Origin of the sequence: Undibacterium sp. 14-3-2 (assembly GCF_016595265.1) — a bacterium.
Taxonomy (GTDB): Bacteria; Pseudomonadota; Gammaproteobacteria; order Burkholderiales; family Burkholderiaceae_D; genus Undibacterium; species Undibacterium aquatile.
Genome location: NZ_JAENGS010000002.1, coordinates 279,934 through 305,948, shown reverse-complemented (window position 1 = coordinate 305,948; position 26,015 = coordinate 279,934). Strand labels below are relative to the sequence as shown.

Below are 26,015 nucleotides of genomic sequence, written 5' to 3'. Positions count from 1 at the left end.
GGTGTTTTTCCAAAAATAGGGGGAGTATGCGGATTTTCGCTTTTTCTTTACCATGCTGTTTGCCCATGCAGGCTTGCTGTGTTGCGGCTGGTGTGATGGCTTCGGGCGTTGTTGCGTTCGCGAACGATAAAAACTGCCTTAGAGGGCGCGGCGTGATCTGTCAGTGTATGATGAACTGGCGCTATCGGTGTATGCCGTAGTTTTGGCTGCAACCAGTGTCTGGAATGTGGATAGGCATGTGCAGGAAAAGCGTCAAAGGCGACATCAGGAAGAGTAATGCGAATCGTGAAATGTTGCTACATGGAAATTAATTGTCTAGTATACGCACGCTTTGAAATACGCATGCTTTGAAACTAAGGCTCTTTTTAATATCAGGCTTTTCCGCTCGCCAGCTTCATTTTCCGGTTGACTTCTGACAATATGAGGGCAATAGCCTTCAATGCACGAACATGCGCCGGGAAAATTCAGAAAGCTCATTTTCTGATCAAACACAGTTCGAATATTTCTTGTGGTAACAAGACCGGTTTTACGTTCTGTCAATTGCTGCTTACTACAATGAAATGCACAGAGAGACGTGGATACTCAGACATTTATTATTTTTTCACTGGTGGTCGATGTCATTCTGATCATCACCATGATTCTGCCGTGGCTACATGAGCGCGATGACTGGCATGCGCTATTCTGGGCCGCGGGTCAGGCTGGCATTACCTGTGGCAGTGGGCTGGCATTTCAGCAATTGCCGCAACAGCTGAATCCTTTGCTTTCTGCCGGTTTGCTGACCATCAGTATCAGCGGATTCTGGGCCGGCACCGAATATTTCATCGGCAATCTGCGTCGTAAGCATGTCATGCCTATCGCGGCTGTATCTGCACTTTTTTGTCTTCTTCTCACGCTGTTTTTTTTCAACGTGCCAGCCATGAGAGAGGCAACAACGAAGATGTTGCTTGGCACCGTGATTTTGTGGTCCGGCATCCGTGTGTTGTACATGCAGCGTCACTTTCGTCTTTTGGGGATGATTTTAATCATTCGCGGTGGCTACAATCTGCTCACTGTGCTGAACCTGATCCCCGACCGTTTGGACGTCTGGTTCATGTTTGGATTAATCGTCAAAACATCGTCAACGCTTTGTCTGATTTATGCGGTACTCGAAAAAATACGTGAACGTTACGCAAGTACCATTGATTGTCTGAGTAATGGCCTGTTGATTCTGAACATGGATGGCATCATTCATGTCATTAACGAACGCGGCGCGCGTTTGCTTGGATATTCCTCAACGAAAGGCATGGTCGGCTCACCCGTGGTGAACCACGTGAACGGGCTGGATGCTCATGCGGTCAAGAGCTATTTCAAACGATTCGCCGCTGCGGCCGGTAATTATCCTTTGGTCGAGAATATTGTCGTTCTGTTGCCAGACAAAGGACAAGTACCCTTAGAGCTGATTTCCTCGCCCTATTATGAACGTGGGCGTCCTTACTGCATGGTGCAGATGATGGATATCAGTGAGCGTAAACAAAAAGAGGCGATACTGCACAAGGCTGCGCACTACGATGATCTGACTGGGCTCTTCAATCGTCATGGCTTTTCCCAGGAGTTGGCGCGGGTGATCGCACAATCGCAGGAAAAGGGGCAAGAGTGCGCTGTGTTGTTGGTGGACATCGACAGGTTTAAACGAATCAATGATTCCTTCGGGCACCTCGCCGGTGAACAGTTGCTGCGGGAAATCGGGGGGCGATTACAGCGCGCGTTACCAGATAACAGCCTGGCCGCCCGTTTCGGCGGCGACGAGTTTGCAATTGCGATGTATGGTCTGGAGCCCGGTTCCGCAGCACAAACAGCAGCGCTCTGCGGCGATGATCTGTTTCAGATACTGACCAGCGGAATACCTTTGTTGCAGCAAAATATACAGTTCTCGGCAAGTATTGGCGTTACATGTATTCCTGAACATGGTACCGATACCGACACCGTTATTCAGCACGCCTATATTGCGATGTATGACGGAAAAAAAGCGGGGCGGAATCACCTGCGTTTTTTTTCTTCCAGCATGATCTCTCATGCGCGGGAGGCGGTCATTGATACCGCGTTGCGCAGCGCTATTTCTTCGGATGAACTCTATCTTTTATATCAACCGGTCGCGAACGCGAAAACGGGCAGAATTGATAAGGTCGAAGCTTTACTCCGTTGGAACAGCCGCACACTTAATAATGTTTCGCCGGATCATTTCATTCCGATTGCAGAGGAAAGCGGAATCATTGTCGAAATCGGCACCTGGGTACTCAATCAGGCATGTTGGCAACTGGCGGAATGGCAGGCCAGTGGCGTGCATCTGACCATGTGTGTCAATGTATCGGCAAGTCAGTTGCTCGACACACGATTCATAACCTATGTGGAGCGCGCACTGCAAATAAATCAGTTAAATCCGGCGCAGCTTGAACTGGAACTGACCGAGCGTGTGCTGATCGACGATGGCGCTCATGTGAGAACGACCTTAAATCATCTCCGCGCGATGGGGGTACGATTGTCGTTGGATGACTTTGGCACCGGATATTCATCGCTGAGTTATCTGACTCAGTTTCATTTGAATACGCTGAAAATCGATCGTTCATTTGTGATGGCGCTGGAAAGCAGTGCGCGACACCAAAGCCTGGTTTCCACCATTATTGCGATGGGGCACAATCTGGATCTGGAACTGGTTGCAGAAGGGGTCGAGACAGAACAGCAAATCAGTATGCTGCAGAAAATGGGATGCCACTATTTGCAGGGGTATTACATTTCCAGACCCATCGCTGCGGAAAACATACCATTGATCTGTTCGTCTCCAGTGAAAATTCATTGATGTCAGCGGAAGAAACATCCCACCATCGATAGTCCGCAATCGATCATTTTCAGGCATGTCGTTGGCATGCATAATGTCTATGTTGCCCGGACTACTCCGCTTTGAGCTGCGGAAGTGTTTTATAATCTCAGCTTTCAGCAGTCAACTTCAGCATTCCACCGCCATCGTCAGTTTATCGATCACCGGATCAACAACCCGGCACCGGCCAGATGCTTCCACATAATAATCTAGAGAACTTGCACCGCCGCTTTCACCAGCGGTGAATACGGTGACGAGGAAAGTTCCGGCAACCGGGCATATCGTCCGGTTTTTGATTCGCTTTGAATAATACTGAAGCTAAGACTTGCGGCGCGTTCGCGTGCAGTTGACATAGCTTCTTCGGATGAACAGATCAGGGGAGTGACATGGCGGGTGAAACTACTGGCGCAGTGCGCTGGATTCTGCGGCTGGAAGGGATATGCGTGCTCGCTGCCACCATCTTTTTTTATCCTGCACCTGATTTTGGCTGGGGATGTTTCGCACTATTCTTTCTTGCGCCCGATCTTTCTCTGCTTGGATATGCGTTCGGATCACGTGTTGGTGCCGGCGCTATTGTTTGCCTCGTCGGCGGGTTCTTGTTCGCGTCACCAGTGTTCTCTTGTGCGGGTGTGATTTGGTGCGCACACATAGGTTTTGACCGGGCGTTGGGCTATGGTCTTAAATATCCGGGTGATTTCAACATGACGCACTTAGGCAGAATTGGTTTTCAATCTGGCCCGAGGTGAAAGGTCGGTATGTTCGCAAATGATCGACCGCTTTTGTGCCGATATTTTGTGCCGATAGGCATTGACTAGGTTTTATTTCGGGAGAAGATATGTGTTGGCTTCGCAGCGTGATCATTTTTAGTCTCAGTCTGGGATATTTCCTTTGCTGTGACGCCGCTGCGATGTCGGTAACATTTCTGAATCCCGGGAAACCGGATGAAGTCTACTGGCTGACGGCGAGTAATAGTATGTTGGCCGCAGCGAAAGATCTGGATGTCAGGCTGGAAGTGTTGTACGCCAACCGTAATCACCTCAATACTTTGACGCAGGCAAAACAGCTGGCAGCCCGTGAGGTGAAAGACCGCCCGGACTATGTCATTCTGTCGAATGATCATGCCGTGGGATTTGAAGTCATCCGCATTCTGGATGCAGCCAATATCAAGACTTTCCTGGCATTCAGCGGTTTGCGCGAACAAAGTGAGCGTCTGCTTGCCACTGTTCCGCGACTACACTTTCCGGGATGGCTGGGTTCACTTGAACCACGCGCAGAAGAAGCTGGTTACCTGACAGCGCGGGCGCTGATTCAACACGGGCAGCAAAATCAACTGCAGGGATCAGACGGTCGTCTGCACATGCTGGCGATTGCCGGTGATCGTTCTACTCCGGCTTCACTTAAACGCAATGAAGGTATGCGCCGTGCGGCCGCCGAAGCAAAAGATGTGGTGGTTGATCAGGAAGTGTATGCAGAGTGGAGTCGCGCCAAAGCGCAGGAACAAAGTGAGTGGCTTTTTCAACGCCACCCCCAGGCAAGGCTGATCTGGGCAGGAAGCGATCTGATGGCATTCGGTGCGATGGACAGCTGGAAAAATAAAGGCGGGCAACCAGGCAAGGATGCTTACTTCAGTGCTGTCAATACTTCATCTGGGGCATTGGCTGCGCTGGAATCGGGTAGTCTGACTGCTCTGGCTGGCGGGCATTTTATCGCTGGTGCCTTTGGTCTTGTGATGCTGTATGACTATCATCATGGTAAAGATTTCAAAGATGAAGGGCTGGAACTGGATCGCTCCATGTTTATTCTTTTTAGCAAGGATGATGCGCGCAGATTTCAGCGCCATTTTGGCAGACTCGATTTTAGCCAGGTTGATTTTAAAAAATTTAGTAAAGTGCTGAATCCGAAGTTAAAAAAATACGACTTTAATTTCCGGCAGATATTAACGCAGGTCGAAAAACATCAATGAAACTCCGATTGTCACAACCTATTGCAAGCTTGCTGTTCCGGCGGGTGTTTAAATGGGTCATTCTGTGTATTTTGCTGTTCAGCAGTTTGCAAGCCTATCTGAATTACAGAGCGATAGAGCGTAACTTTGATATGACCATCAGGGACGTTGCCAACACGCATATCCCCTTGTTATCTCTGGCGATTTGGGACATCGAATTACAGGCAATACACAAGCAGATTTCTTTGCTGACGAAAAACACGAATATTGCTTACGTTGTTATCAAGGCCAGCACTGGACAACAGTTTGTCGGTGGGAATGGTGGGCAATCAATTTCAGATGAACATCTGATGTTTGATATTCCGGCGCCGGACGGTGTCGGTCCGCGTGTCGGAACGATGGAATTAGTTGTTGATCGCAGCGTATTACATCATGAGGTGATGCGCAGCTTTTTTATTGTCCTCGCTGAAGTGCTCTTACTTACGGTATTTATTTTTGCTGCTGTCTTCACAATCTTACGACGCGATCTTGAACGTCCTATGCGTCAATTGGCCGATTTCGTCAAAAATCTTCAGGCAAATAAAATAGCTACCCGCCTTGATTTAGAGCTCGGGCCGCGGCACGTCTACAATGAAATTGATCTGGTAGTGGATGGTTTCCGCACTATGCAGGATCGTTTGCAGAAACACATAGAAAATCAGGATGCCCTGGTGTCAGAGCGGACTACCCAGCTACAACAGGCGATGGACAGATTAAAAAAACTATCGGTGACGGATGTTCTGACCGGCTGTTATAACCGTTTGTTTTTCAACGAACGCATGCCTGGCGAAATGCACAGAGCGATACGCTATGAGCGGGATTTGGCTGTGGTGTTTTGCGACATCGATTTTTTCAAGTCGGTGAATGATCAATATGGCCATGCTGTCGGTGATGACGTGCTGATCGTTTTCGTGGAGTCTTTGCAAAGAGAGTTGCGCGCGGAAATCGACTGGCTGGTACGGTATGGTGGCGAAGAATTTCTGATTGTCTTGCCTGAGACTTCGCTTCCGGCTGCCATTGAAGTCGCCGAGAGAATGCGCCTGAACGTCGAACGGGATCTGAAGGTGCCTTTGCCGGATGGGCAGCATCTGAATATCACCGCCAGTTTCGGTGTTGCCGAAAGATTGGCAGATGACACGCTGGAGACACTGGTTCAACGTGCTGATCAATGGCTCTATTTTTCAAAATCGCTGGGGCGAAATCAAGTACAGCCTGCAAGTGGCCGCGTGACGCAGGACGTGGAGTCACTTTGATGTCGTCGGTGGTCGCGCAGACTGAATTATGGTAAGTTCTCATTCATGAAATCTGGTTCCTGGCGTTTTTTGTTGATTTGTCTGATGCTGGTGCTGCTGCCTTTGCAAGGCTTTGCAGCCACTGGCATGTGGGCATTTGTGCATGGAAATAGTACGCAAACGGCATCAGGTGCAGAGACAAACGATACTGTGAGTCGTCCTGTGCATTGCGATACGATGAAGCAAAGTCAGCAGGTATCTGCGCAGGATGCACACATAGTGAAGCCCGATACCCAGAATCATTGCAAAGGGGCGTCACCTTGCTGCATTGGCATCGCCTTACTACTGCAGCAAGCGGATCAATGCTGTTCACCCGGCACGATCACGGTGTATCCGCTTGATTTTCACTCATTTTCATCAGCTCCTGCGCGTGCGCTGGAACGTCCGCCTAAACATTTTCCCGTTTAAATTGTTTTTGTAACTCAGTTGATTGCTGCCAGACTTCATGTTTTAGGCACGACAATACTGAGTTCAACTATGCCTGAGAGTATCAGGTCAGATTTGACTTTTTAACGAGGACGACATGTCGCCACCTTTACCAAGTTCTTTTGGTGTTGTACTTCCATTCGTGTCAGCCATGTTGCTGGCTGGCTGCACCAGTTTTGAACCGGAACAATCTGTTGATCAAATTAATCAGCAGTTTTCTGCGTTCACACAATCATCGCTGAAACCAGCGTTTAACTCCGAACAAAAATCCCGTTTGCAAGCGACTGCGGATCGTTTGCTTCAAGAACCGATTTCACAAAACGATGCAGTGCAGATTGCACTGACGAATAGCCCGGCATTCCAGGCCATGCTTGCGCAATACTGGGCAAGCGGGGCGAACGCCGCACAGCAAGGGCGAATTGCTAACCCGCTCTTCAGTATTGAGCGCAGCCGCTTCGTCGATGAACTTGAAATTGCGCGCACGATCAGTTTTGGTTTGCTTGATGTACTGAGCTTACCGCGCCGAAGCGCCATTGCACAAAGCAAAATAGAGGTGGCGCAATGGCAGTTCAGCAGTGAGGTGATTGATCGGATTACGCAGGTGCGGGCAGCGTGGGTAAAGGCAGTCGCTGCGCAGCAAATCCTGAGTTATGCGATGCAAGTCAGTGATGCCGCAGAGGCCGGTGCAGAACTGGCGCAACGTATGCGCAGCGCAGGTAATTTCAATCAGTTGCAAGCCGCCAGACAGCGCGCTTTCTATGCGGATGCTGTCGCACAACTGGCGGCAGCACGCCACAGCAATACAGCGGCCCGCGAGGGATTGGTGCGCTTGCTGGGACTGACAAGCGATCAGCTGGCACGTTTGCGTTTGCCCGAGCGTCTGCCCGATTTACCGGCAGCCGTTTATCCAGCTGAAAAAATCGCGGCAGTTGCGACTGAAAATCGCCTCGATGTCCGTATGGCGCAAGCCTTACTGGATACCGTCGCAAAGCAGCAAGGTTTGACGCTGGCGACCAGCATGACGGATATCGAACTCACGATGAAGCGTAATACAATTTTTGATAACCCAAGTAAAACCAGCGATGTAAAACGAGGCGTGGAAATCGGCGTGCGTCTGCCTGTGTTCGACAGCGGACAATTGCAACGTGATGCGATGAATGCAGCGACGCTGGCAGCCAGTTATCGTCTCGAAAATATTATGCGTAACGCGGCCTCTGAGTTGCGTGAGAGTTATTCGGCGTATCGCACCAGTTACGATATTGCACATCAATATCAACATGAAATTCTGCCTTTGCGCAAACGCATTTCACAAGAAAATCAACTCCGCTACAACGGCATGTTCATCAGTGTTTTTGAGCTGTTGGCGGATAGCCGTGAGCAGATCAGCAGCGTGATGGCGGCGATTAACGCTGAACAGCAATTCTGGCTCGCAGATGCCGCTTTGCAGGCATCGCTGATCGGGCGGCCGGAACGTATCAGCGTGACTGGCACTAACAACATCAATGAATCAGCCGCTGCGCACTGATAACGGGGTTGAGAAGGAATAAAAATGAACTCAAGAAGAAACTTTTTCAAATTTGCCGGCATCGCCGGTGGGGCACTGGCAGCCAGCGCAGTGAGTAAAGTCGCGTTGGCCGCATTGCCAGAAATTACGACACAAACCAGCCCGGATACCATGCCGCCTTTAGTGCCTGCGAATGGCCGTCCATACAATCCTGTCGTTACCTTGAACGGCTGGACGCTGCCTTGGCGGATGAAAAATGGGGTGAAGGAATTTCATCTGGTCGCTGAGCCTGTCGTGCGGGAAATGGCACCCGGAATGAAAGCACATTTATGGGGTTATAACGGTCAGAGCCCGGGTCCGACGATAGAGGTGGTGGAAGGTGATCGTGTCCGTATTTTTGTCACCAACCGCTTGCCGGAACACACCAGTGTGCATTGGCATGGGCAACGTGTACCGAATGGCATGGATGGCGTCAGCGGTTTGACACAACCTGCGATTCAACCTGGTAAAACCTTTGTGTATGAATTTGTCGCCCGTCGTCCGGGCACATTCATGTATCACCCGCATGCGGATGAAATGACGCAGATGGCAATGGGTATGATGGGTTCGTGGATCACGCATCCCAAAAATAAACATCCACTGATCGCAGATGTGGACAGGGATTTCGTCTTTTTGCTCAATGCCTATGACGTTGAACCGGGCGCATCGCGACCCAACATCATGACCATGACGGAATTTAATTTGTGGTCGTGGAATAGTCGTGTCTTTCCCGGCATCGATACCCTGAACGTCCGCAAAAATGACAGAGTCAGAATTCGTGTCGGTAATCTGACGATGACGAATCATCCGATACACATTCACGGCCATGAATTTATGGTGACCGGTACCGATGGCGGCCCGATTCCCAAGACCGCGCGCTGGCCGGAAGTGACGACAGATATCGGTGTCGGGCAAATGCGTCAGATCGAATTTATTGCGGATGAAGAGGGTGACTGGGCGTTGCACTGTCACAAAAGCCATCACACCATGAATGCAATGGGACATAGTGTTCCTACCATGATCGGTGTTGATCATAAAGATGTTGCAGATAAGATCAATCGCTTGATTCCGGCTTATATGACGATGGGCGATAAAGGTATGGCGGATATGGGCATGATGGAAATGCCTTTACCTGAAAATACCTTACCGATGATGACAGGCGAAGGTCCGTTTGGCGGAGTAGAAATGGGCGGCATGTTCAGCGTCCTGAAAGTACGTAAGGATCAGAAGCCGGGTGATTACAAAGATCCGGGTTGGTATGTGCATCCGAAAGGAACTGCTGCGTATGAATACCAGGGAGATGCCGTGGGATTAGGTGAACCAGTCAGACCTGCTGCTGCCGATCATGCCAGTATGCATCATCATGCGCCAGAATCGCCACAGAAAGAACTAGAAGTGCAGGTCGTGAAACCCAAGGGCCACGCCGGACACTGATAAATGCACCGTCAGGCGCTGATCTGTTTTAATGCAGCAGAGCAGGATCAGCGCGATCTGAAAAGCGTCAGTCAGCTTTGCTGGTCTGACGTTTTTTTTCTTCGAGCTCGACCACCTTGGAGAGTAACTGCTCTATCGTCCAGTGTCTGCTCAACCATATCGTCAGCGCGCCACCAGATAACTGCTGCCACATGACACCCTCATGCGCATGATGCTGGCGCTGATACGAGGAAGCGACACGCCACGCAAACAAAGTCACCGGCGGTGGCGCATCCTGACCTGCGGCCGACAAAATATACGATACCGGATTTAATGCGACTGATTCAGGCTGCCCCTCATAGCCGGACTCGGCCCAGATTTTTTGCTGCATGTCACCGGAGATCATGTGTGCCGGTAAGTCTGGCTTACCGTCGATATCTTTCAGACCAAGATAATACAAGCCCCATGGAATACTGAAAACAAGAGCGAGAATGAACAGAACGATGGCGATCAGACTGCGTTGCAGGATGCTTAATGTGGGCATGGTGGATGAGTCAACAGAGGTGGATATGGGTGAATAAGGGAGCGCAAAATACAGTGCTGAATCTATGTGATAGACAGCTTTTTTGCCCAAAGCATCGTTGCCTGCTGCCAGAATTCATGCAGATTGCTTGCAGGGCTGAGCTGCAAGCCCAGAAAACGCGCGGCGGGCAGTAACGCTTCATGTAATAAGTCATTATCGCCGCGATCAAATGCCAGTGCGCCGGTTTGTTTCGATAATTTTTCACCGTTGGCATTGGTGACCACGGCAACGTGCAGGTAACTGGGTGTCGGTAAACCAAGTAAGCCTTGTAAATATATCTGACGCGCAGTGGAGTCGATCAGATCGGCACCGCGCACAATATGATTGATTCCTTGCGCCGCATCATCAACGACAACGGCGAGCTGATACGCCCAGAAACCATCGGCGCGCTTTAAAACGAAATCGCCGACTTCCGTTGCCAGGTTCTGACTTTGCGAGCCGCATAAACGATCTTCAAAACAGATGATGCCTTGTTCCGGTTCAGGCACACGCAGACGCCATGCGCGCGCCGTTTTTTCCGGAGCGATGCCATGTCTGCATGTGCCCGGATAGATCTGACTGGCGGTATCGCCGAGACGCAGGCGTGAGTCTGCGATTTCCTTGCGTGAGCAGGCACAGGGATAAACATAGTCGCCCAACTGTCGTAATGCCGCCTCATACAAATCCTGGCGCTGGCTTTGCCAGGTGACTTCACCATCCCATTGCATACCGCAACGTTGCAGTGATTGCAGAATCTGCTGATCTGCACCGGCGACATTTCTGTCGAAATCCAGATCTTCTATACGCAGCAACCATCTGCCCTGATGCGCTTTAGCGTCGAGGTAACTCGCCATGGCGGCGACCAGTGAGCCCATGTGCAGCGGGCCTGTCGGGGAGGGCGCAAAACGCCCGATGTAATCAGTCGTAGCAGACATGTTCGGTCTAATTCATTTTGTAGTATGGCTCAGCGCAACGTCAGTTACCCATCAACATTTTCTGCACTATCGGGTCATTCAGTTTTTGTAAAAACCATTGCAGGGCTTTACCTTTGTTTGTACTGCGCCATACGATGCGGTTGTTACCCAGCAAGCGATTGGCGTTGGTTTTCTTTTCAATCAGCATGCCCGACTGCAAATATGGTTGAGCAATTCTTCGCGGTAAGTGCCCGCAGCCCAAGCCTGCCAGTTGAGCGGAAAGTTTTGCTTGTATTGACGGCACTGTCAGTGTGTCCTGTCCACTCAATAAACCCGCCGTCATTGATGGTAGTGTCAGGCTGGTATCGCCAACCGCAACGGCGCGGTGCTCCAAGATTACTGCATGGCTGAGTGGCTCCGTCGCATTGGCTAAAGGGTGCTCGGGTGCAACCGCAAACACCCAATCAATGTTGCCAAGTGAACGGGTCTGAAACTCTCCCTGCATGCGGATCGCATCGGGGCCATCGTATGCGGCACCGATGGCCAGATCGGCGCGCCCGGTGATGAGACTTTCCCAGACGCCGGATAAAATTTCCTGTGAAATACGGATGCGGGTGCCGCAGCCTTGTTGTTCAAATTCTTTAATTAAGGGGATCAGATCTTCAAAGCGGATGATGCCATCGATCACAATATGAAAGTCTGCTTCCCAGCCGCTCGCTGCGCGTTTGACGCGATTTTCAAGATCCTGTGCCGCATGCAATAAGTTTCTGCCCTGAGTTAACAACTCTTCGCCAGCGCTGGTCAGTTTTGCTCTGTGTCCCCGTCGGTCGTACAGCAAGACATCCAGATCTTCTTCGAGTTTGCGTATGCTGTAAGTAATTGCCGACGGCACTTTATCCAGCGCCGCTGCAGCTGCGGCAAAGCTGCCTTTGCGAGCGATGGCATCGAGAATTTGCAAGGCTTCCAGCGTCAGATTCATTTTATTCAATTAATTTGAATGATGTGTAGAAAATTTTACCCTTATCTTGCCTGGCCTGCATGTATATAGTGCAGGTGCGGCATCAATTATTTTGAATAAGACAGATTTATCCGGGCTGACTTTGTGTGTGCTTGCTTGATGCTGATCGGCCATGTGCTGACGATGGTTTGAACATCGGAATAAAAGATTGTTGACGAGATTCATCGGTTGTCATGGATGCGGATGATTTTTTAATGAACCTAATGAACCAAAAGGAATATGACATGAAAAAAGTAGCGATTGTTTATCACTCAGGTTACGGACACACCACCAAAGCAGCTGAAGCGGTGCAGGCGGGCGTTGCCGCCAATGGCGCGGCAGCAGAATTGATACTGATTGATGCCGAAGGCAATATCACCGAAGCACAATGGGCCAGCCTGGCTGCGGCAGATGCGATAGTGTTTGGCTCACCGACATACATGGGCACCGTTTCGTGGCAATTCAAGAAATTTGCCGATGCGTCATCCAAGCCTTGGTATCACCAGCAATGGAAGAACAAGATTGCGGCGGGTTTCACGAACTCCGCAACGATGAATGGCGACAAACTAAGCACGCTGCAATATCTGTTCACGTTCTCACAGCAGCATTCTATGATCTGGGTGGGTACTGGTCTGATGCCGTCGAACAGTAAAGCTGCGCAACGCAATGATGTAAATTATGTCGGTAGTTTCAGTGGTCTGATGACGCAATCTCCATCAGACTCTTCACCGGAAGAAGGTCCATTGCCAGGTGATCTGGAAACGGCAAAATTGTTTGGTCAGCGTATTGCTGAAGTGGCGAAAAAATTTAGTTAATCGCTCATTTTTGTTTGATCGTATATGAAAAAGTCCGCTGCAACAGCGGACTTTTTTTGCTTCTCGGTTACCAGATCAGTTGCCAGATTCAGTTACCAGATGCTGACACGTTTGTTTTCCGGCAGGTACATGCCGTCACCCGGTTTCACGTTAAATGCGTCATAGAATGTTGTGTTATTTCTGAGGCTGCCATTGACGCGGAATTCACCGGGAGAATGCGGGTCAGTCTTGATCAGGGCGAGCGCACGTTGTTCGCGGGATTTGCTGCGACGTGCTTGTGCAAGGCCGAGGAACAGGCGTTGCTCACCCGACCAGCCATCGAGAATTGGAGATGGTTTCCCTTCCAGCGACAGACGGTAAGCTTTTAAGGCCATCACGATACCGACGTTATCCGCAATGTTTTCACCCAGCGTCAGTTCGCCGTTCAGGAAATGACCCGGAACCGGGCTGTAGCCATTGTATTGTTCAACCAAAACCTTGGTTTTGCGGTTGAATTTTTCACGGTCTTCTTTGGTCCACCAATCACGCAAGTTGCCGTCACCATCGTATTGTGATCCGGCATCGTCAAAGGCATGGCTGATTTCATGACCAATTGAAATACCGAGCGCGCCATAGTTAACCGCATCTTCTGCCTCGACGTTAAACAACGGTGCTTGCAAACGCGCTGCCGGGAACACGATTTCATTCATCTCCGGGCTGTAATAGGCATTCACGGTTTGTGGTGTCATATGCCATTCGCTGCGATCAACCGGGGTTCCCAGTCGCTTCACGTTTTTCTCGAAATCGGCGCTGCGGATACGTTTCAGATTACCAGCCAGATCATCTTTACTGATTTGTATCGCGGAGTAATCTTTCCACTTCTCAGGATAGCCAATCTTCACGCTGATTTTTGAGAGTTTTATCTGTGCCTGTTTTTTTGTTTCGGCGCTCATCCAATCCAGAGACTCTATACTGTCTTTGAATGCTGCCAGAAAATATTTCACCATCTTTTCCGTGCGGACTTTGGTTTCTGGGGCGAAATATTTTTCAACGTACAGCTTGCCAACGGCTTCGCCCAGCATCTGATCTGTCAATGCAACGGCGCGTTGTTCGCGTGTGCGGTTGACTTTGATACCAGCCAGCGTGGTGCCACGGAAGGCAAAATTTTCATTCGCAAATGCGCTGGACAAGTAGGGGCTGTAGGCACTCAGCAGTTGCCATTCGGCATAACTTTTCCAGGCAGATAAAGGAAAACTTTTCAGGGCATGGCTGAATCCGCTCAGATAACTTGGTTGCTGTACCAGAACCTGATCCGCTTTTCCGGCGATACCGTTAGTCTGGAAATAGGATTTCCATTGATAGCCCGGCGCAAGCGTATCGAGTTTTGATACGGTCATTTTGTTATAGGTCTTGAGCGGATCGCGGTTTTCCACATTCGTCCATTGTGCTTTGGCGAGTTCCGTTTCTATCGCCAGTACCTGCTTCGCATTCACTGCAGCATCTTTATCGCCTGCCAGTGTCAGTATTTTTTCCACGTGCGTCAGATAAGCAGCGCGGATATCGCTCATTTTCTTGTCGTCAGTTTTCAGATAATAATCGCGATTCGGTAAGCCTAATCCTGATTGTGCGATATCGACGATGTATTGACTGGATTGCTTGCTGTCTTGTTCAACACGCACTCGGAACGGGGTAGTGACACCGATTTTCTGAAGCTGAGCAAAAAGTACGGCAAGCCCCTCTTTATTTTTCACTGCTGCAATGGTGTCGAGTTCAGATTTCAGTGCCGCTGCACCCAGCGTTTCCAACTTTTCTTCGTTCATGAAGCTGTTGAAAAGATCAGCAATTTTCTGTTTTTCTGTGCCGGCAGGATTTTTATCGTCTTTAGCGACATCGCTGATCAGTGCGTGCAATTGTCGCTGTACGTTTTCACGGGCTTCCATGAAGGAACCCCAGTCTGATTTGTCGGCTGGAATTTCATTGGCTCTTAACCAGCCACCTTGCGCATGTCTGAAAAAATTATCCTGGCCACGAGTCGTCGGTTCAAAATTACGCGGAATGATCCCGGAACCGAGTGTAAATGTGATAGCAGTTGTTGGTGCAGCGGCTGGTTCGGCGGCGTAAACGGCGTTAGACAACAAGCTAAGGGCGAGAGTACTCAGTAAAAAACGTTTCATGGATTAGTCTCGTTTGTATTGTGGATAGATAAAAAGAATGTAGCGCGATTGTGACATGGTGTGGCGCCGGAAGTTCAGGCTCGGAATGAAAAAAGCTCATTTAACGGACTTGCGTCAAATGAGTTTTTATGAAGAAAAACGGAATTATCAAACTTGGGTCTGCGCTGACTCTTTTTTGCAGTGAGGGCAGGATTTACCGGGGACGTACCATGGTGACAGTTGTTCACGCGGAGTGACGACGGCACGGCAGGCAAAGCATTGCTTAGTATCTGTAGCCTCTAACTGCGGATTGAGCGCGGTACGATAGTCAAACACAAAGCAATCGCCGTGATAATGATCGCCACCGACTTCTTCGAAATACTTGAGAATGCCGCCTTCCAGCTGATACACGCTTTCAAAGCCAACGTTTTGCATGTGAATTGCCGCTTTCTCGCAACGAATACCACCAGTGCAGAAGGTCACAACGGTTTTGTCATTCAACACGTCACGATTGGCAGCGATGACTTGCGGGAATTCCGTGAACTTGGTGATGCGATAATCGATCGTATTATCAAAACTGCCGACATCGACTTCAAAATCATTGCGGGTGTCGACCATCACGACCGGCTTGCCGTTATCGTCATGGCCCTGATCCAGCCAGCGTTTCAGAGTTTGCGCATCGACTGAGGGCGCGCGGCCTTCTTCGGGCTTGATCAGCGGCATGCGCATGGTAATGATTTCTGCTTTCAGCTTGACCAGTAATTTGGTGAACGGCTGACGATCAGAGTAACTTTCCTTTGCCACGATATCGGCGAACCTTGGATCACTATGCAACCAGTCCATGTAGGCGTCGATCTCATGACGCAGACCTGCGAGGAACATATTGATGCCTTCCGGCGTCAGCAGAATGGTGCCCTTGAGATTGAGTTCCTGGCATTTATCAATAAACGCCTGCCGCTTTTCAGCGGTGTCGTTGAAGGTGATAAATTTGTAAGCGGAGATATTGACGTAAGGTGTTTCTGGGGATAACTGTGCGACCGGCATAATAGAAGAATTCACTCATTTTCAGTAAGTCATTGATTTATCTAAATTATAGTTGAATTCAATGGTCGCTTGCTGGCAGCAACATGATCAGGTGCGGAATCTCGTCTTCGCGGTAGATATCGGAGACTGTCTGAAAGCCGAAGCTGGCATAAAATTTTTCAAGATAGGCTTGCGCACCGATACGCACAGAGGCAAATGGATAAAGCTGGCGCAGTGCCTTGATGCCGTTCGCAATCAGTTCTTTTCCTACGCCACTTCCACGCCATGGTTGCGTACTCAGAACACGGCCCAGCGATGGTTCTGCATAGCTGACGCCGGGTGGAACTATGCGTAAATAGGCAGCAATCTCATTGTTGTTATCCCAGGCTACGAGATGATGGGATTGCGGATCTTTGCCATCAATATCCTGATACGGGCAATTTTGTTCAACGATAAATACGGCGCACCTGGCCTGATACACCTTGTGTAACTGCTCAGGGTTGAATTCTGAAAAAGCTGATAATTGCCAGCGTAGTTGAGTGAGTTGATTCGTCATGTGCGTTAGGGAATTAGGCAAAGTTGAAGTATTGCGATGGCGATTACATTTGCCGGAATAAATGTGAATAAACTCTGCTGACAGTCAGCTTATCATCGCTATCCTTCAGTTTCAGCGTCATTTTTCCGCTTTCATCTTTGTGGGCGGCGAGAATTTTTTTACTGTTAACCACGGTGCTGCGATGGATCTGCCAGAACACATCGGAATCAATTTGCGGCAATAATTCGCGCAAGCTGCTGCGGATCAGTGATGAATGTTCTTTGGTGACAACGTTAATGTATTTGTCTGTCGCTTCAAAATATAAAACGTCTTCGACCGGGATCATGCGGATCTGATTACCAACAGCGGCACGTATCATATGCAAAGGTTTGTGCACAGCAGATCCGCTGGCGTGTACTTGCCCTGGCATTATGTGGCGCAATTGTTCAAGCACGCGTTCGAGTTCTGTGCCATTTTGCGACTGGTCAGTCAGACGCATCTGCAAACGCTGTACTGTTTTACTGAGACGTTCTTCACTGACTGGCTTGAGTACATAATCTGACGCCGAATGTTCAAATGCCTGAATCGCAAATTCGTCGTAAGCGGTCACATAGACGATCAAAGGGAATGCGCGGTTTTCCGGCCACTCTTCCGCCAGTTCTTGTGCGACTTCTAATCCGGTTTTACCCGGCATTTTAATATCCAGAAATAAAATGTCCGGTGCGTGATGCAAGGCTTCCCGCACGGCTTCAACACCATTTTCCACTACGCTGCAAAATACTAATTCCGGCCAGAGTTTTTCCAGCATTTTTTGCAGGGTGAGTGAGAGTATGACTTCATCTTCAGCAATCAGGGCGCGTATATTCATGATGATGTATGTGGGATAAAAGGGATAGAAATCCGTGCAATCGCGCCTTCCGGCTGATTTGCTTCCAATGTGAATGCGGCTGAAGGGCCAAAGAGTGCCTGCAGGCGTTCACGGAGATTGATATTGCCAAGCCCCAGCCCGGCGTGATGTGTTTCTGGCGACGCTGCATGAGGCGCAGATAATCCAAGACCGGTATCCTTAACGGTCAGATATAGAAAATGCGCATCATTTTCTGCTGCAACATGAATGTTTCCACCGTTGATTTTTGGCTCCAGCCCATGTTTGATCGCGTTTTCTACCAGCGGTTGTAAAAGCATGGGTGGGATGGTTTGTTCCCGCAAATCTGCTGGCAGAGATAAGGTATAAGTCAGACGTTTTCCCATACGTATCGCGAGCAACTCCAGATAGGCTTCGATCAGAGAAAATTCCTGTTGCAAGGTGGTTTTTTCTGCTCTGGAAGCACTCAGTGTATTGCGCAGATACACAATCAACTGCGACAGCATATGTTGCGCGCGTGGCGGGTCAAGTGCGATCAGTCCTTGCAGATTAGCCAGCGTGTTAAACAGCATATGCGGTTCTATTTGAGCCTGCAGCATTTGCAGTTGCGCTTGCAAGGCCTGTCGCTCAATCGCGGCAGATTTCGCTTTTTCTGCCTCTGCTTCCGCGGCCAGTTCTGATATTTTTGCTTTATTCCAGAACGACCAGACCGAAATCAGACTGATGACCATGGTCAGCCCGATGAAACTGCTGAAGTATGCCCATTGCATTGAAAAAATACTCAGCAGCGGATAGGAAAAAATAGCGGCAGCAAGCGTTGATCCTGCGACAAATCCCAGTGGGGTAATGAGCAAGCAGACCAGGAAAAAAAAGAATGGCTGCGGTTTACGTGTTCGCCAGAATAAATGCTGGATGATTCTTACCAGAGCATAGCAACTGAATCCTATGCAATTGGAAAAAACCCAGCTTTCAAGCAAGGGGCTGTGCGTCCGCATCACATAGGTGACGATCAGTGTGCAGATAGCGTTGATGAGCATTAGCCGTGGCAGATCCTGCAGAAATTTCTGTAGCTGCGTTTCTGCGCAAGGCTTCTGGTCAGGTGAGTTGCTGTTCTTTGACTTAGGAATTGATGGCGTTGTCATTTTTTGCGCTGAGTATCTGATGCAATATTTTGTCCGGAGTTGATGTTAGCGCGCACAAGCGACGTCGGACATCTGATTGCGATGGAGAGTACAGAATCTGTCGTCAAGCCCGCTTTATCCGGCGCGAAATACCGCACGGATTATCGCTTCATGTCAGATCATCTGCTTCAGATAATGCTGCGCTGCCTGAGTTGACTCAATTGTTCATCGTCATATCCAAGCACGGATTTTAAAATCTGATCCGTGTGTTGCCCTAGCAATGGCGGCGGCGACTGATAATCCGGTGGCGTGGCCGATAGCTTCATTGGGCTACCGACTAACTTCACGCTGCCGGCACTTGGATGCGGCAAGGTAATCTGCATACCGCGCGCCTTTACCTGAGGATCATTAAACACATCGTCCAGCCGGTTAATCGGTCCACACGGAACACCTGCGCCCTCCAGCAGCGCTATCCACTCTTGTCTGGATTTGCGTTTCACCATGTCCGCCAGCAATGGAATCAATACCTCACGGTTTGCCACGCGCGCCGGATTCGTGCAGAAGCGTTCATCGGTCGCAAGCTGTTCTTCGCCACCTGCCGCGACAAATTTTTTGTATTGGCCGTCATTGCCGGCTGCGACAATAATATGCCCATCGGACGTAGCGAATGTCTGATAGGGAACGATGTTGGGATGGGCATTGCCCCAGCGTACCGGCGGTTTGCCGCTGGCCAGATAATTCGTATTCATGTTTGCCAGCATGGCGACCTGCACATCAAGCAAAGCCATATCGATGTACTGACCTTCACCAGTGCGGTCCCGATGTGTCAGTGCTGCCATCACCGCGATAGTGGCGTACATGCCGGTCATCAGATCGGCAATCGCAACGCCGGCTTTTTGTGGGCCGCCACCGGGCAGATCGTCACGTTCCCCTGTCAGTGACATAAACCCGCCCATGCCCTGAACGATAAAATCATAGCCAGCGCGATGAGCGTAGGGGCCGTCCTGACCGAAGCCGGTAATCGAACAGTAAATCAGATCCGGTTTGATTTCTTTCAGGGATGCGTAATCAAGCCCATATTTTTTTAACTGGCCGACTTTGTAGTTTTCTAGAACTACGTCGGATTGTGCCGCCAGTTTTCTGATAATTTCCTGACCTTCAGGGGTGGAAATATCCACCGTGATGGCCTGTTTTCCACGGTTGGCGGCGAGATAGTAGGCTGCTTCACTGGTGTTGTCGCCATTCTGATCGCGCAGATAAGGTGGTCCCCAGGAACGCGTATCATCGCCATTCCCTGGACGTTCGACCTTAATGACTTCGGCTCCCAGGTCGGCGAAATTCTGCGCGCACCAGGGGCCAGCCAGCACGCGCGTCAGATCAAGAATGCGTATATGGCCGAGTGCTTTTTTTTGTAGCGACGTCGCTGTCATCCTGGATTATCCTTTTGTCTGCAATATTTTTCTGGAGATCAATATGTGGCCGTATCCCAAAGTTCTTGCGCACCGGGGTGGCGGTGTACTTGCGCCCGAGAACACAATGGCGGCAATGAAGTGTGGAGCGGTGCACGGTTTCAATGCGGTGGAATTTGATGTCATGTTATCAAAGGATAAGGTTCCTGTGCTCATGCACGACCCTGAATTTGGCCGGACCATCAATGGTCGAGGGCATGTAGCGAATACGCTTGCTGCCGATTTACAAAAAATGGATGCGGGTGCGTGGTTTGACTCCGGCTACAAAGGGGAGCCTGTGCCACTGTACTCTGATGTCGTCCGCTTCTGTCGTCAGCATGACATCTGGATGAACGTGGAAATCAAGCCAGCCCCGGGCTTTGAAGAGGAAACCGGGTATATCGTTGCCGCCCGGAGTTCTGAACTATTTGCAGATGTAGCTGTGAGCGATGTAAAGCACCTGCCTTTGTTTTCCTCGTTTTCTTTTGTTGCCCTAATGGCCGCCAAACGTGCCGCCCCCACTATTCCGCGCGGTCTGCTGATGGATGAGATCACGTCGGATTGGAAATCGAAGTTGCAGGAAGTAGGTGCAGTGTCCCTGCACACGAATCACAAGTATCTGAGTCCATCTCTGGCAAAAAATGTGAAAGATGCTGGCTACGGATTATTTTGCTATACCGTCAACAGTGCCGAGCGCGCAGCGGAAATTTTACGTTGGGGCGTCGATGGATTCTGCACTGACAGGATTGATCTGATACCTGCCGGATTCTGAGATTCATGTCTGCTTACCGCTTGTTACATGACTATACAAATACTTGTCATCGCTGAAGGTTTGCGCTCCGTTGTGGAGTCTATGGGGACACCCCATTGATTTTACTCCCCGGAAACATGCTTCTACATTGAAAGGTACAACATGAAAACGATACAGATGACGGCATTCATTCTTGCCACTGCTTTTGTTGCGCCAGTGTTTGCGCAGACTGCAACACCGAATATCGATAAACGTCAGGCTCGTCAGCAGGAACGGATCGCCAAAGGCATCAGCAATGGCGAATTGACTGCGAAAGAAAGCGCAAATCTGGAAAAACGCGAAGCGAAGATTGAAGCAAACAAAGAGGCTGCCGCGGCTGATGGTGTTGTGACCAAACAGGAACGCGCAAAGCTTGAACATCAGGAAAATGTTGCCAGCAAACGTATTTATACAAAAAAACATAACGCCAGAAAAGTTGAAACCAGTCAGTAAGATCATCCTTATCAGAAAAAACCGTCAGTGCATTCAGCGTTGACGGTTTTTTCTTTTAAAGTCTGCGAACAGCTTTAGTCGTTTTGTGTGCTGGCGCAATGGCAATCACCGATCGCTATTTTATTGACGAATCTTCGGATTTCACAGCGCTGACTCCTGTTATAAGGCAGAATTTATACCGTATAATCAGAAGTTAACTCATTTTCAGCTTTGGCCTATCTCTCTATGAACTCGTCAGAAATCCGCGATAAATTCCTTAGTTTTTTCGAATCTAAAGGGCACACCCGTGTGCGTTCATCCAGCCTGATTCCCGGCAATGACCCGACTTTATTGTTCACTAATTCCGGAATGGTGCAATTTAAAGACGTGTTTCTGGGGCAAGACAAGCGTAGTTATACGCGTGCCACAACGGCGCAACGCAGTGTTCGTGCGGGTGGTAAGCACAATGATCTGGAAAACGTTGGCTATACGGCGCGTCACCATACTTTCTTTGAAATGCTGGGTAATTTCTCTTTCGGCGATTATTTCAAGAAAGACGCAATTCACTATGCCTGGGAATTGCTGACCTCGGTTTATGGATTGCCAAAAGACAAGCTGACGGTCACTGTTTATCAGGAAGATGATGAAGCTTATGAAATCTGGAAAAACGAGATCGGCGTACCGGTAGAGCGCATCATCCGCATTGGTGACAACAAAGGCGCGCGCTACGCTTCTGATAACTTCTGGCAGATGGCGGATACTGGCCCTTGCGGCCCTTGTACCGAAATTTTCTATGACCACGGCTCTGAAATCTGGGGTGGTCCACCAGGATCGCCAGATGAAGACGGTGACCGTTTCATTGAAATCTGGAATCTGGTGTTCATGCAGTTTAACAAGGATGAAGCAGGTGTTTTACATCCATTGCCTAAACCATGCGTGGATACGGGCATGGGTCTGGAACGTTTGTCTGCAGTGTTGCAGCATGTGCATTCCAACTATGAAATCGATACTTTCCAGAACCTGATCAAGGCTGCTGCGCGTGAAACTGGTTGTACCGATCTGGAAAACAATTCCCTGCGCGTGATTGCAGATCATATCCGTTGCGCTGGTTTCCTGATTGTTGATGGCATCATTCCTGGTAATGAGGGCCGTGGCTACGTGCTGCGCCGTATTACCCGCCGCGCTTTGCGTCATGGCCATAAATTGGGCCAAAGCCAGCCTTTCTTCTACAAGCTGGTGGCGGATCTGGTCAAGGAAATGGGCGGTGCTTATCCCGAGTTGGCCGAGGTTGCAGAGCGTGTCGCCCAAGTCTTGAAGACCGAAGAAGAACGTTTCGGCGAGACGCTGGAACACGGTATGAAAATTCTGGAAGCAGCACTCGTCAAAGACGGTAAAAACCTTGACGGAGAAACTGCGTTCACCTTGTATGACACTTATGGTTTCCCACTCGATCTGACCGCAGATATCTGTCGTGAGCGTAATGTCGTGTTGGATGAGGCTGGTTTCAATGCCGCGATGGAAAGACAAAGACAGACTGCGCGCGCTGCCGGTAAATTCAAAATGGCGACTGCCATTGAATACAGCGGCGATAAGACCAAGTTCGTCGGCTACGATCAGTTGCAACACGAAGCGAAGGTTGTTGCGTTGTATGTTGATGGCAGTGCCGTTAATGAAATCAAGGCAGGTCAACAAGCGATCGTTGTGCTTGACACGACCCCTTTCTATGCTGAATCCGGCGGTCAGTGCGGTGACTCAGGTGTATTGATGGGCTTGGATGGCGCGGTATTTGAAGTTGCAGACACTCAGAAAATTCAGGCTGATGTGTTCGGTCATCACGGTGTATTGAAATCAGGTAGCCTGACGATCATACAAAACGTCAAGGCTGAAGTGAATGCGGAAATTCGTGCGCAAACCATGCGCAATCACTCAGCCACGCATCTGATGCACAAGGCATTGCGTGAAGTGTTAGGTAGCCATGTCGCGCAAAAAGGTTCTTTGGTTGACGTTGAAAAAACCCGTTTTGACTTCAGTCACAACGGCCCTATGAGTGCTGATGAAATCCGGCAGGTAGAATCTATCGTTAATCGTGAAATTCTGGCGAATGCTGCTACCCGGGCGCAAGTGATGGGTTACGACGATGCCGTCAAACATGGTGCGATGGCATTGTTCGGCGAAAAATATGGCGATGAAGTCCGCGTGCTGGATATCGGTTCTTCCCGCGAGTTGTGCGGTGGTACGCATGTTTCCCGTACCGGTGATATCGGCTTGTTCAAGATCGTTGCAGAGAGCGGTGTGGCGGCCGGTATTCGCCGTGTTGAGGCAGTGACGGGTGAAGTTGCGCTGGCGCTGGTACAGAGTCTGAACAGCCGTATCAATGAAGCGGCTGCAGCCTTGAAAGCACAGCCAGAAGAATTGACGCAGCGGATCGGACAAGTACAAGATCACGTTAAAGCTTTGGAAAAAGAACTGGCGACGCTGAAATCCAAAATGGCATCGAGTCAGGGCGATGATCTGGTCGGTAAAGCGGTTGATGTTAAAGGTATCAAAGTGTTGGCAGCGACACTGGAAGGTGCCGATGTCACAGCTTTGCGTGAGACTATGGACAAGCTGAAAGATAAATTGAAAACTGCCGCGATTGTATTGGCCGCCGTGAACGACGGTAAGGTCAGTCTGATCGCTGGTGTGACAGCAGATAGCACATCTAAAGTGAAAGCCGGTGATTTGGTTAACTTTGTGGCGCAGCAAGTTGGCGGCAAAGGTGGTGGCCGCTCAGACATGGCGCAAGCCGGTGGTACTGATCCTTCAGGTTTGCCAAATGCGCTCGCAGGTGTAGCGGAGTGGATCGGCGCCAAGCTGGTTTGATCATCGAGATCGCTACAGTTATTGCTACAGATGTAAAAGTAAATTTTAGTCAATAAAAAAAGCCGGCATGTGTGCCGGTTTTTTTATTTTCAATGCGTGAACCTGACGCTTACTTTCGTTTATCAATAACGGTAAATAGCAGTAACGATATGGACGCTGCTACACCAGATTATTTTCTAAAAAATATCTGAATTTCACCTATGATGAAACATTAAGTTAGCTATTGGGTTCTAATATTTTAGTTAACGTTGATATCACCTGATTTTCTTCTTCGCCTTGTTTTTGCCAAGATGTTTTTTTGAAAATAGAACAAATTTAAAAAAGGCAATTTGCCATATTTTGGTGCATAACTTAAGTAAATAAACAGGGTAAATGTTGTTAGTGTGCTGCATCGCACCATGCCAATGAAAATTCCGGTAGAATTGGTGCGTCAAATGTTTTGCAAATGAGCTACATCGTTTGCTGCTACAGGAAAAATCATGCAATTCAATAAAGAACTTGACGCTCGTGGACTGAATTGTCCTTTGCCTATTTTGAAGACAAAAAAGGCACTTGCTGAAATGATTACCGGTGAGGTCTTGCACGTGCTTGCAACTGATCCTGGATCTGTTCGTGACTTCAAAGCATTTTCAAAACAAACAGGAAATGAGTTATTGTCGCATCAGGAAAGTAGTAACGAATTTGAGTATTTTATTAAGCGCAAATAAATCTCAAATTTCAAAAAAACCCGCAAATTTTGCGGGTTTTTTTATATTCTGAACTTCTTCAATTTTTTAAAGTGACTGCTTATTTTCATTTTAAGTAGTGCATCAGCGATAACAAGGCAACCTGACTGCCCAATTAAAAAAAATTGTGAGGTGTACGCGCATAAAAAGTCATGAAAGGTGTTGATTAGATACTCTGCTCTAGTATCAATACAAACAAAAAAGGAACGATCGTGCTAAATTGTGCGAAATCTTCTCATTTCGATTTATAATCAAACGGATTTACTTTACGTATACGTCAATCAGCATTAAATCAGCTTTAAAAGTACGTGTCGCGCAAAAAGTCGGCGCAGCGATTTGGTTGACCTGATTGTTCAGCATGACTTAGCATTAATTAGCAATAAATCCGATAGAAGTAAGTACATCTGTATTTCCAATTAGCTCACAAAAAGGCAGAACTATGAAAGTCCTGGTACCAGTCAAACGAGTAGTCGATTACAACGTCAAAGTACGTGTCAAATCTGATGGCACAGGCGTTGATATTGCCAACGTCAAAATGTCGATGAACCCATTCGATGAAATTGCCGTCGAAGAAGCAACGCGCCTGAAAGAAGCTGGTGCTGTTACTGAGATTGTTGCCGTGTCCTGCGGCGTTGCACAATGCCAGGAAACATTGCGTACAGCAATGGCAATCGGTGCGGATCGCGGTATTCTGGTCGAAACTGATGCTGAGCTGCAGCCACTGGCAGTGGCAAAACTGCTCAAGGCGCTGGCCGACAAAGAACAGCCACAATTAATCATTCTGGGTAAGCAAGCCATTGATGATGACTGTAATCAGACAGGTCAGATGCTGGCAGCTTTGCTGGGCTGGCCACAGGCAACTTTCGCATCAAAAGTAACTGTTGCAGACGGTAAGGCAACAGTCACTCGCGAAGTGGATGGCGGCCTGGAAACTGTTGCCCTGACCTTGCCAGCGATCGTGACAACGGACTTGCGCCTGAATGAGCCACGTTATGTGACTTTGCCTAACATTATGAAAGCGAAGAAAAAGCAGTTGGATAACGTCAAACCAGCTGATCTGGGTGTCGATGTTGCGTCCCGCGTCAAGACGCTGAAAGTGGTTGAACCAGCTAAACGCAGCGCAGGCATTATTGTTCCTGACGTAGCGACACTGGTTTCCAAACTGAAAAACGAAGCAAAAGTGATTGGTTGATTCGCTGGTTATAGCTGATTCACCGACAGTTTGCTTTATCGCATCTTATTTACAAATTTTTTCACCAGAGTGCATTCTGGTGATTTATTAAGTGGA

The 26,015-nt window shown here is 49.1% G+C and carries 24 protein-coding genes; 14 read left to right on the top strand and 10 right to left on the bottom strand.

The annotated features are described in order from the left end of the window. The first annotated feature begins 574 nt into the window (after positions 1 to 574). The gene (locus Undi14_RS05915) at positions 575 to 2,833 is read left to right on the top strand and encodes a putative bifunctional diguanylate cyclase/phosphodiesterase (protein ID WP_370589894.1); all 2,259 of its coding nucleotides are present in this window, start codon (positions 575 to 577) and stop codon (positions 2,831 to 2,833) included. 227 nt (positions 2,834 to 3,060) lie between these two features. Here Undi14_RS05915 and Undi14_RS05910 read toward each other — a convergent pair whose 3' ends face one another. Continuing rightward, positions 3,061 to 3,204, bottom strand: coding sequence for a hypothetical protein (locus Undi14_RS05910; protein WP_200178654.1), 144 nt, complete (start codon positions 3,202 to 3,204; stop codon positions 3,061 to 3,063). Between the two features lie 33 nt (positions 3,205 to 3,237). On the opposite strand from Undi14_RS05910, the gene Undi14_RS05905 reads away from it, so the two are divergent. The 6 genes from Undi14_RS05905 to Undi14_RS05880 all read left to right on the top strand — a co-directional run bounded on the left by Undi14_RS05905 (position 3,238) and on the right by Undi14_RS05880 (position 9,527). Beyond that, on the top strand, positions 3,238 to 3,597 hold the full coding sequence (locus Undi14_RS05905) for a DUF4260 domain-containing protein (protein WP_200178653.1): 360 nt from the start codon (positions 3,238 to 3,240) through the stop codon (positions 3,595 to 3,597). Between the two features lie 89 nt (positions 3,598 to 3,686). Continuing rightward, the gene (locus Undi14_RS05900; RefSeq protein ID WP_200178652.1) at positions 3,687 to 4,814 is read left to right on the top strand and encodes an ABC transporter substrate-binding protein; all 1,128 of its coding nucleotides are present in this window, start codon (positions 3,687 to 3,689) and stop codon (positions 4,812 to 4,814) included. An 8-nt stretch (positions 4,815 to 4,822) separates the two neighbouring features. Beyond that, the gene (locus Undi14_RS05895; RefSeq protein WP_200178650.1) at positions 4,823 to 6,085 is read left to right on the top strand and encodes a sensor domain-containing diguanylate cyclase; all 1,263 of its coding nucleotides are present in this window, start codon (positions 4,823 to 4,825) and stop codon (positions 6,083 to 6,085) included. A gap of 45 nt (positions 6,086 to 6,130) precedes the next feature. Further along, positions 6,131 to 6,532, top strand: a complete 402-nt coding sequence (locus tag Undi14_RS05890; protein WP_200178642.1) for a hypothetical protein — start codon at positions 6,131 to 6,133, stop codon at positions 6,530 to 6,532. 115 nt (positions 6,533 to 6,647) lie between these two features. Then, the gene (locus Undi14_RS05885) at positions 6,648 to 8,075 is read left to right on the top strand and encodes a TolC family protein (protein WP_200178640.1); all 1,428 of its coding nucleotides are present in this window, start codon (positions 6,648 to 6,650) and stop codon (positions 8,073 to 8,075) included. A gap of 24 nt (positions 8,076 to 8,099) precedes the next feature. After that, positions 8,100 to 9,527 carry a multicopper oxidase family protein gene (locus tag Undi14_RS05880; RefSeq protein WP_200178638.1) on the top strand — a complete coding sequence of 476 codons (1,428 nt, stop codon included), beginning with the start codon at positions 8,100 to 8,102 and terminating at the stop codon, positions 9,525 to 9,527. Positions 9,528 to 9,594: 67 nt separating this feature from the next. Here the strand turns inward: Undi14_RS05880 and Undi14_RS05875 are convergent, their stop codons facing one another. The 3 genes from Undi14_RS05875 to Undi14_RS05865 form a co-directional block, all read right to left on the bottom strand. Continuing rightward, entirely contained in the window at positions 9,595 to 10,050 is a 456-nt protein-coding gene (locus Undi14_RS05875) for a hypothetical protein (protein WP_200178636.1), read from the bottom strand. A gap of 62 nt (positions 10,051 to 10,112) precedes the next feature. Further along, positions 10,113 to 11,003 (bottom strand): tRNA glutamyl-Q(34) synthetase GluQRS, encoded by an 891-nt coding sequence (gluQRS, locus tag Undi14_RS05870; RefSeq protein ID WP_200178634.1) that lies wholly within the window; start codon positions 11,001 to 11,003, stop codon positions 10,113 to 10,115. Between the two features lie 40 nt (positions 11,004 to 11,043). Beyond that, complete coding sequence (locus tag Undi14_RS05865; protein WP_186897147.1) at positions 11,044 to 11,961, bottom strand: LysR family transcriptional regulator; 918 nt, start codon at positions 11,959 to 11,961, stop codon at positions 11,044 to 11,046. Positions 11,962 to 12,224: 263 nt separating this feature from the next. Here Undi14_RS05865 and Undi14_RS05860 point away from each other — a divergent pair, with 263 nt between their 5' ends. Further along, positions 12,225 to 12,794 (top strand): flavodoxin family protein, encoded by a 570-nt coding sequence (locus tag Undi14_RS05860; protein ID WP_186883092.1) that lies wholly within the window; start codon positions 12,225 to 12,227, stop codon positions 12,792 to 12,794. Positions 12,795 to 12,886: 92 nt separating this feature from the next. Here the strand turns inward: Undi14_RS05860 and Undi14_RS05855 are convergent, their stop codons facing one another. The 5 genes from Undi14_RS05855 to Undi14_RS05835 form a co-directional block, all read right to left on the bottom strand. Beyond that, positions 12,887 to 14,947 carry a M13 family metallopeptidase gene (locus tag Undi14_RS05855; protein ID WP_200178632.1) on the bottom strand — a complete coding sequence of 687 codons (2,061 nt, stop codon included), beginning with the start codon at positions 14,945 to 14,947 and terminating at the stop codon, positions 12,887 to 12,889. A gap of 147 nt (positions 14,948 to 15,094) precedes the next feature. Further along, a complete protein-coding gene (locus tag Undi14_RS05850) occupies positions 15,095 to 15,970 on the bottom strand; it encodes a sulfurtransferase (RefSeq protein ID WP_200179226.1) in 876 nt (291 codons plus the stop codon). 58 nt (positions 15,971 to 16,028) lie between these two features. Beyond that, the gene (locus tag Undi14_RS05845) at positions 16,029 to 16,505 is read right to left on the bottom strand and encodes a GNAT family N-acetyltransferase (RefSeq protein ID WP_200178630.1); all 477 of its coding nucleotides are present in this window, start codon (positions 16,503 to 16,505) and stop codon (positions 16,029 to 16,031) included. A 43-nt stretch (positions 16,506 to 16,548) separates the two neighbouring features. Continuing rightward, positions 16,549 to 17,352, bottom strand: coding sequence for a LytTR family DNA-binding domain-containing protein (locus tag Undi14_RS05840; RefSeq protein ID WP_200178628.1), 804 nt, complete (start codon positions 17,350 to 17,352; stop codon positions 16,549 to 16,551). Beyond that, positions 17,349 to 18,491 carry a sensor histidine kinase gene (locus Undi14_RS05835; protein WP_200178625.1) on the bottom strand — a complete coding sequence of 381 codons (1,143 nt, stop codon included), beginning with the start codon at positions 18,489 to 18,491 and terminating at the stop codon, positions 17,349 to 17,351. The genes Undi14_RS05840 and Undi14_RS05835 overlap by 4 nt, the downstream gene beginning before the upstream one ends. A gap of 42 nt (positions 18,492 to 18,533) precedes the next feature. Here Undi14_RS05835 and Undi14_RS05830 point away from each other — a divergent pair, with 42 nt between their 5' ends. Next, positions 18,534 to 18,686, top strand: coding sequence for a hypothetical protein (locus Undi14_RS05830; RefSeq protein ID WP_200178623.1), 153 nt, complete (start codon positions 18,534 to 18,536; stop codon positions 18,684 to 18,686). Here the strand turns inward: Undi14_RS05830 and Undi14_RS05825 are convergent. Next, entirely contained in the window at positions 18,659 to 19,900 is a 1,242-nt protein-coding gene (locus tag Undi14_RS05825; RefSeq protein WP_200178621.1) for a CaiB/BaiF CoA-transferase family protein, read from the bottom strand. The genes Undi14_RS05830 and Undi14_RS05825 overlap by 28 nt on opposite strands. Before the next feature lie 43 nt (positions 19,901 to 19,943). On the opposite strand from Undi14_RS05825, the gene ugpQ reads away from it, so the two are divergent. The 5 genes from ugpQ (at position 19,944) to Undi14_RS05800 (ending at position 25,919) form a co-directional block, all read left to right on the top strand. After that, positions 19,944 to 20,690 (top strand): glycerophosphodiester phosphodiesterase, encoded by a 747-nt coding sequence (ugpQ, locus tag Undi14_RS05820; protein WP_200178620.1) that lies wholly within the window; start codon positions 19,944 to 19,946, stop codon positions 20,688 to 20,690. Between the two features lie 141 nt (positions 20,691 to 20,831). Then, complete coding sequence (locus tag Undi14_RS05815; RefSeq protein ID WP_186883099.1) at positions 20,832 to 21,161, top strand: hypothetical protein; 330 nt, start codon at positions 20,832 to 20,834, stop codon at positions 21,159 to 21,161. Positions 21,162 to 21,386: 225 nt separating this feature from the next. Beyond that, positions 21,387 to 24,002, top strand: a complete 2,616-nt coding sequence (gene alaS, locus Undi14_RS05810; RefSeq protein ID WP_200178619.1) for an alanine--tRNA ligase — start codon at positions 21,387 to 21,389, stop codon at positions 24,000 to 24,002. Between the two features lie 479 nt (positions 24,003 to 24,481). Continuing rightward, positions 24,482 to 24,709, top strand: a complete 228-nt coding sequence (locus Undi14_RS05805; protein WP_186883101.1) for a sulfurtransferase TusA family protein — start codon at positions 24,482 to 24,484, stop codon at positions 24,707 to 24,709. 457 nt (positions 24,710 to 25,166) lie between these two features. Next, entirely contained in the window at positions 25,167 to 25,919 is a 753-nt protein-coding gene (locus Undi14_RS05800) for an electron transfer flavoprotein subunit beta/FixA family protein (RefSeq protein WP_186896787.1), read from the top strand. Positions 25,920 to 26,015 lie beyond the last annotated feature (96 nt).

Excerpts from the sequence above, each read along its gene's own strand:
- Undi14_RS05875 (WP_200178636.1), bottom strand. The coding sequence starts at position 10,050 with ATGCCCACATTAAGCATCCTGCAACGCAGTCTGATCGCCATCGTTCTG.
- Undi14_RS05865 (WP_186897147.1), bottom strand. The coding sequence starts at position 11,961 with ATGAATCTGACGCTGGAAGCCTTGCAAATTCTCGATGCCATCGCTCGC.
- Undi14_RS05890 (WP_200178642.1), top strand. The coding sequence starts at position 6,131 with ATGAAATCTGGTTCCTGGCGTTTTTTGTTGATTTGTCTGATGCTGGTG.
- Undi14_RS05910 (WP_200178654.1), bottom strand. The coding sequence starts at position 3,204 with ATGTCAACTGCACGCGAACGCGCCGCAAGTCTTAGCTTCAGTATTATT.
- Undi14_RS05855 (WP_200178632.1), bottom strand. The coding sequence starts at position 14,947 with ATGAAACGTTTTTTACTGAGTACTCTCGCCCTTAGCTTGTTGTCTAAC.
- Undi14_RS05900 (WP_200178652.1), top strand. The coding sequence starts at position 3,687 with ATGTGTTGGCTTCGCAGCGTGATCATTTTTAGTCTCAGTCTGGGATAT.
- Undi14_RS05825 (WP_200178621.1), bottom strand. The coding sequence starts at position 19,900 with ATGACAGCGACGTCGCTACAAAAAAAAGCACTCGGCCATATACGCATT.
- Undi14_RS05885 (WP_200178640.1), top strand. The coding sequence starts at position 6,648 with ATGTCGCCACCTTTACCAAGTTCTTTTGGTGTTGTACTTCCATTCGTG.
- Undi14_RS05835 (WP_200178625.1), bottom strand. The coding sequence starts at position 18,491 with ATGACAACGCCATCAATTCCTAAGTCAAAGAACAGCAACTCACCTGAC.
- Undi14_RS05850 (WP_200179226.1), bottom strand. The coding sequence starts at position 15,970 with ATGCCGGTCGCACAGTTATCCCCAGAAACACCTTACGTCAATATCTCC.
- alaS (WP_200178619.1), top strand. The coding sequence starts at position 21,387 with ATGAACTCGTCAGAAATCCGCGATAAATTCCTTAGTTTTTTCGAATCT.
- Undi14_RS05860 (WP_186883092.1), top strand. The coding sequence starts at position 12,225 with ATGAAAAAAGTAGCGATTGTTTATCACTCAGGTTACGGACACACCACC.
- Undi14_RS05880 (WP_200178638.1), top strand. The coding sequence starts at position 8,100 with ATGAACTCAAGAAGAAACTTTTTCAAATTTGCCGGCATCGCCGGTGGG.
- Undi14_RS05815 (WP_186883099.1), top strand. The coding sequence starts at position 20,832 with ATGAAAACGATACAGATGACGGCATTCATTCTTGCCACTGCTTTTGTT.
- Undi14_RS05830 (WP_200178623.1), top strand. The coding sequence starts at position 18,534 with ATGTTAGCGCGCACAAGCGACGTCGGACATCTGATTGCGATGGAGAGT.
- Undi14_RS05805 (WP_186883101.1), top strand. The coding sequence starts at position 24,482 with ATGCAATTCAATAAAGAACTTGACGCTCGTGGACTGAATTGTCCTTTG.
- Undi14_RS05845 (WP_200178630.1), bottom strand. The coding sequence starts at position 16,505 with ATGACGAATCAACTCACTCAACTACGCTGGCAATTATCAGCTTTTTCA.
- Undi14_RS05905 (WP_200178653.1), top strand. The coding sequence starts at position 3,238 with ATGGCGGGTGAAACTACTGGCGCAGTGCGCTGGATTCTGCGGCTGGAA.
- Undi14_RS05800 (WP_186896787.1), top strand. The coding sequence starts at position 25,167 with ATGAAAGTCCTGGTACCAGTCAAACGAGTAGTCGATTACAACGTCAAA.
- ugpQ (WP_200178620.1), top strand. The coding sequence starts at position 19,944 with ATGTGGCCGTATCCCAAAGTTCTTGCGCACCGGGGTGGCGGTGTACTT.
- Undi14_RS05840 (WP_200178628.1), bottom strand. The coding sequence starts at position 17,352 with ATGAATATACGCGCCCTGATTGCTGAAGATGAAGTCATACTCTCACTC.
- gluQRS (WP_200178634.1), bottom strand. The coding sequence starts at position 11,003 with ATGTCTGCTACGACTGATTACATCGGGCGTTTTGCGCCCTCCCCGACA.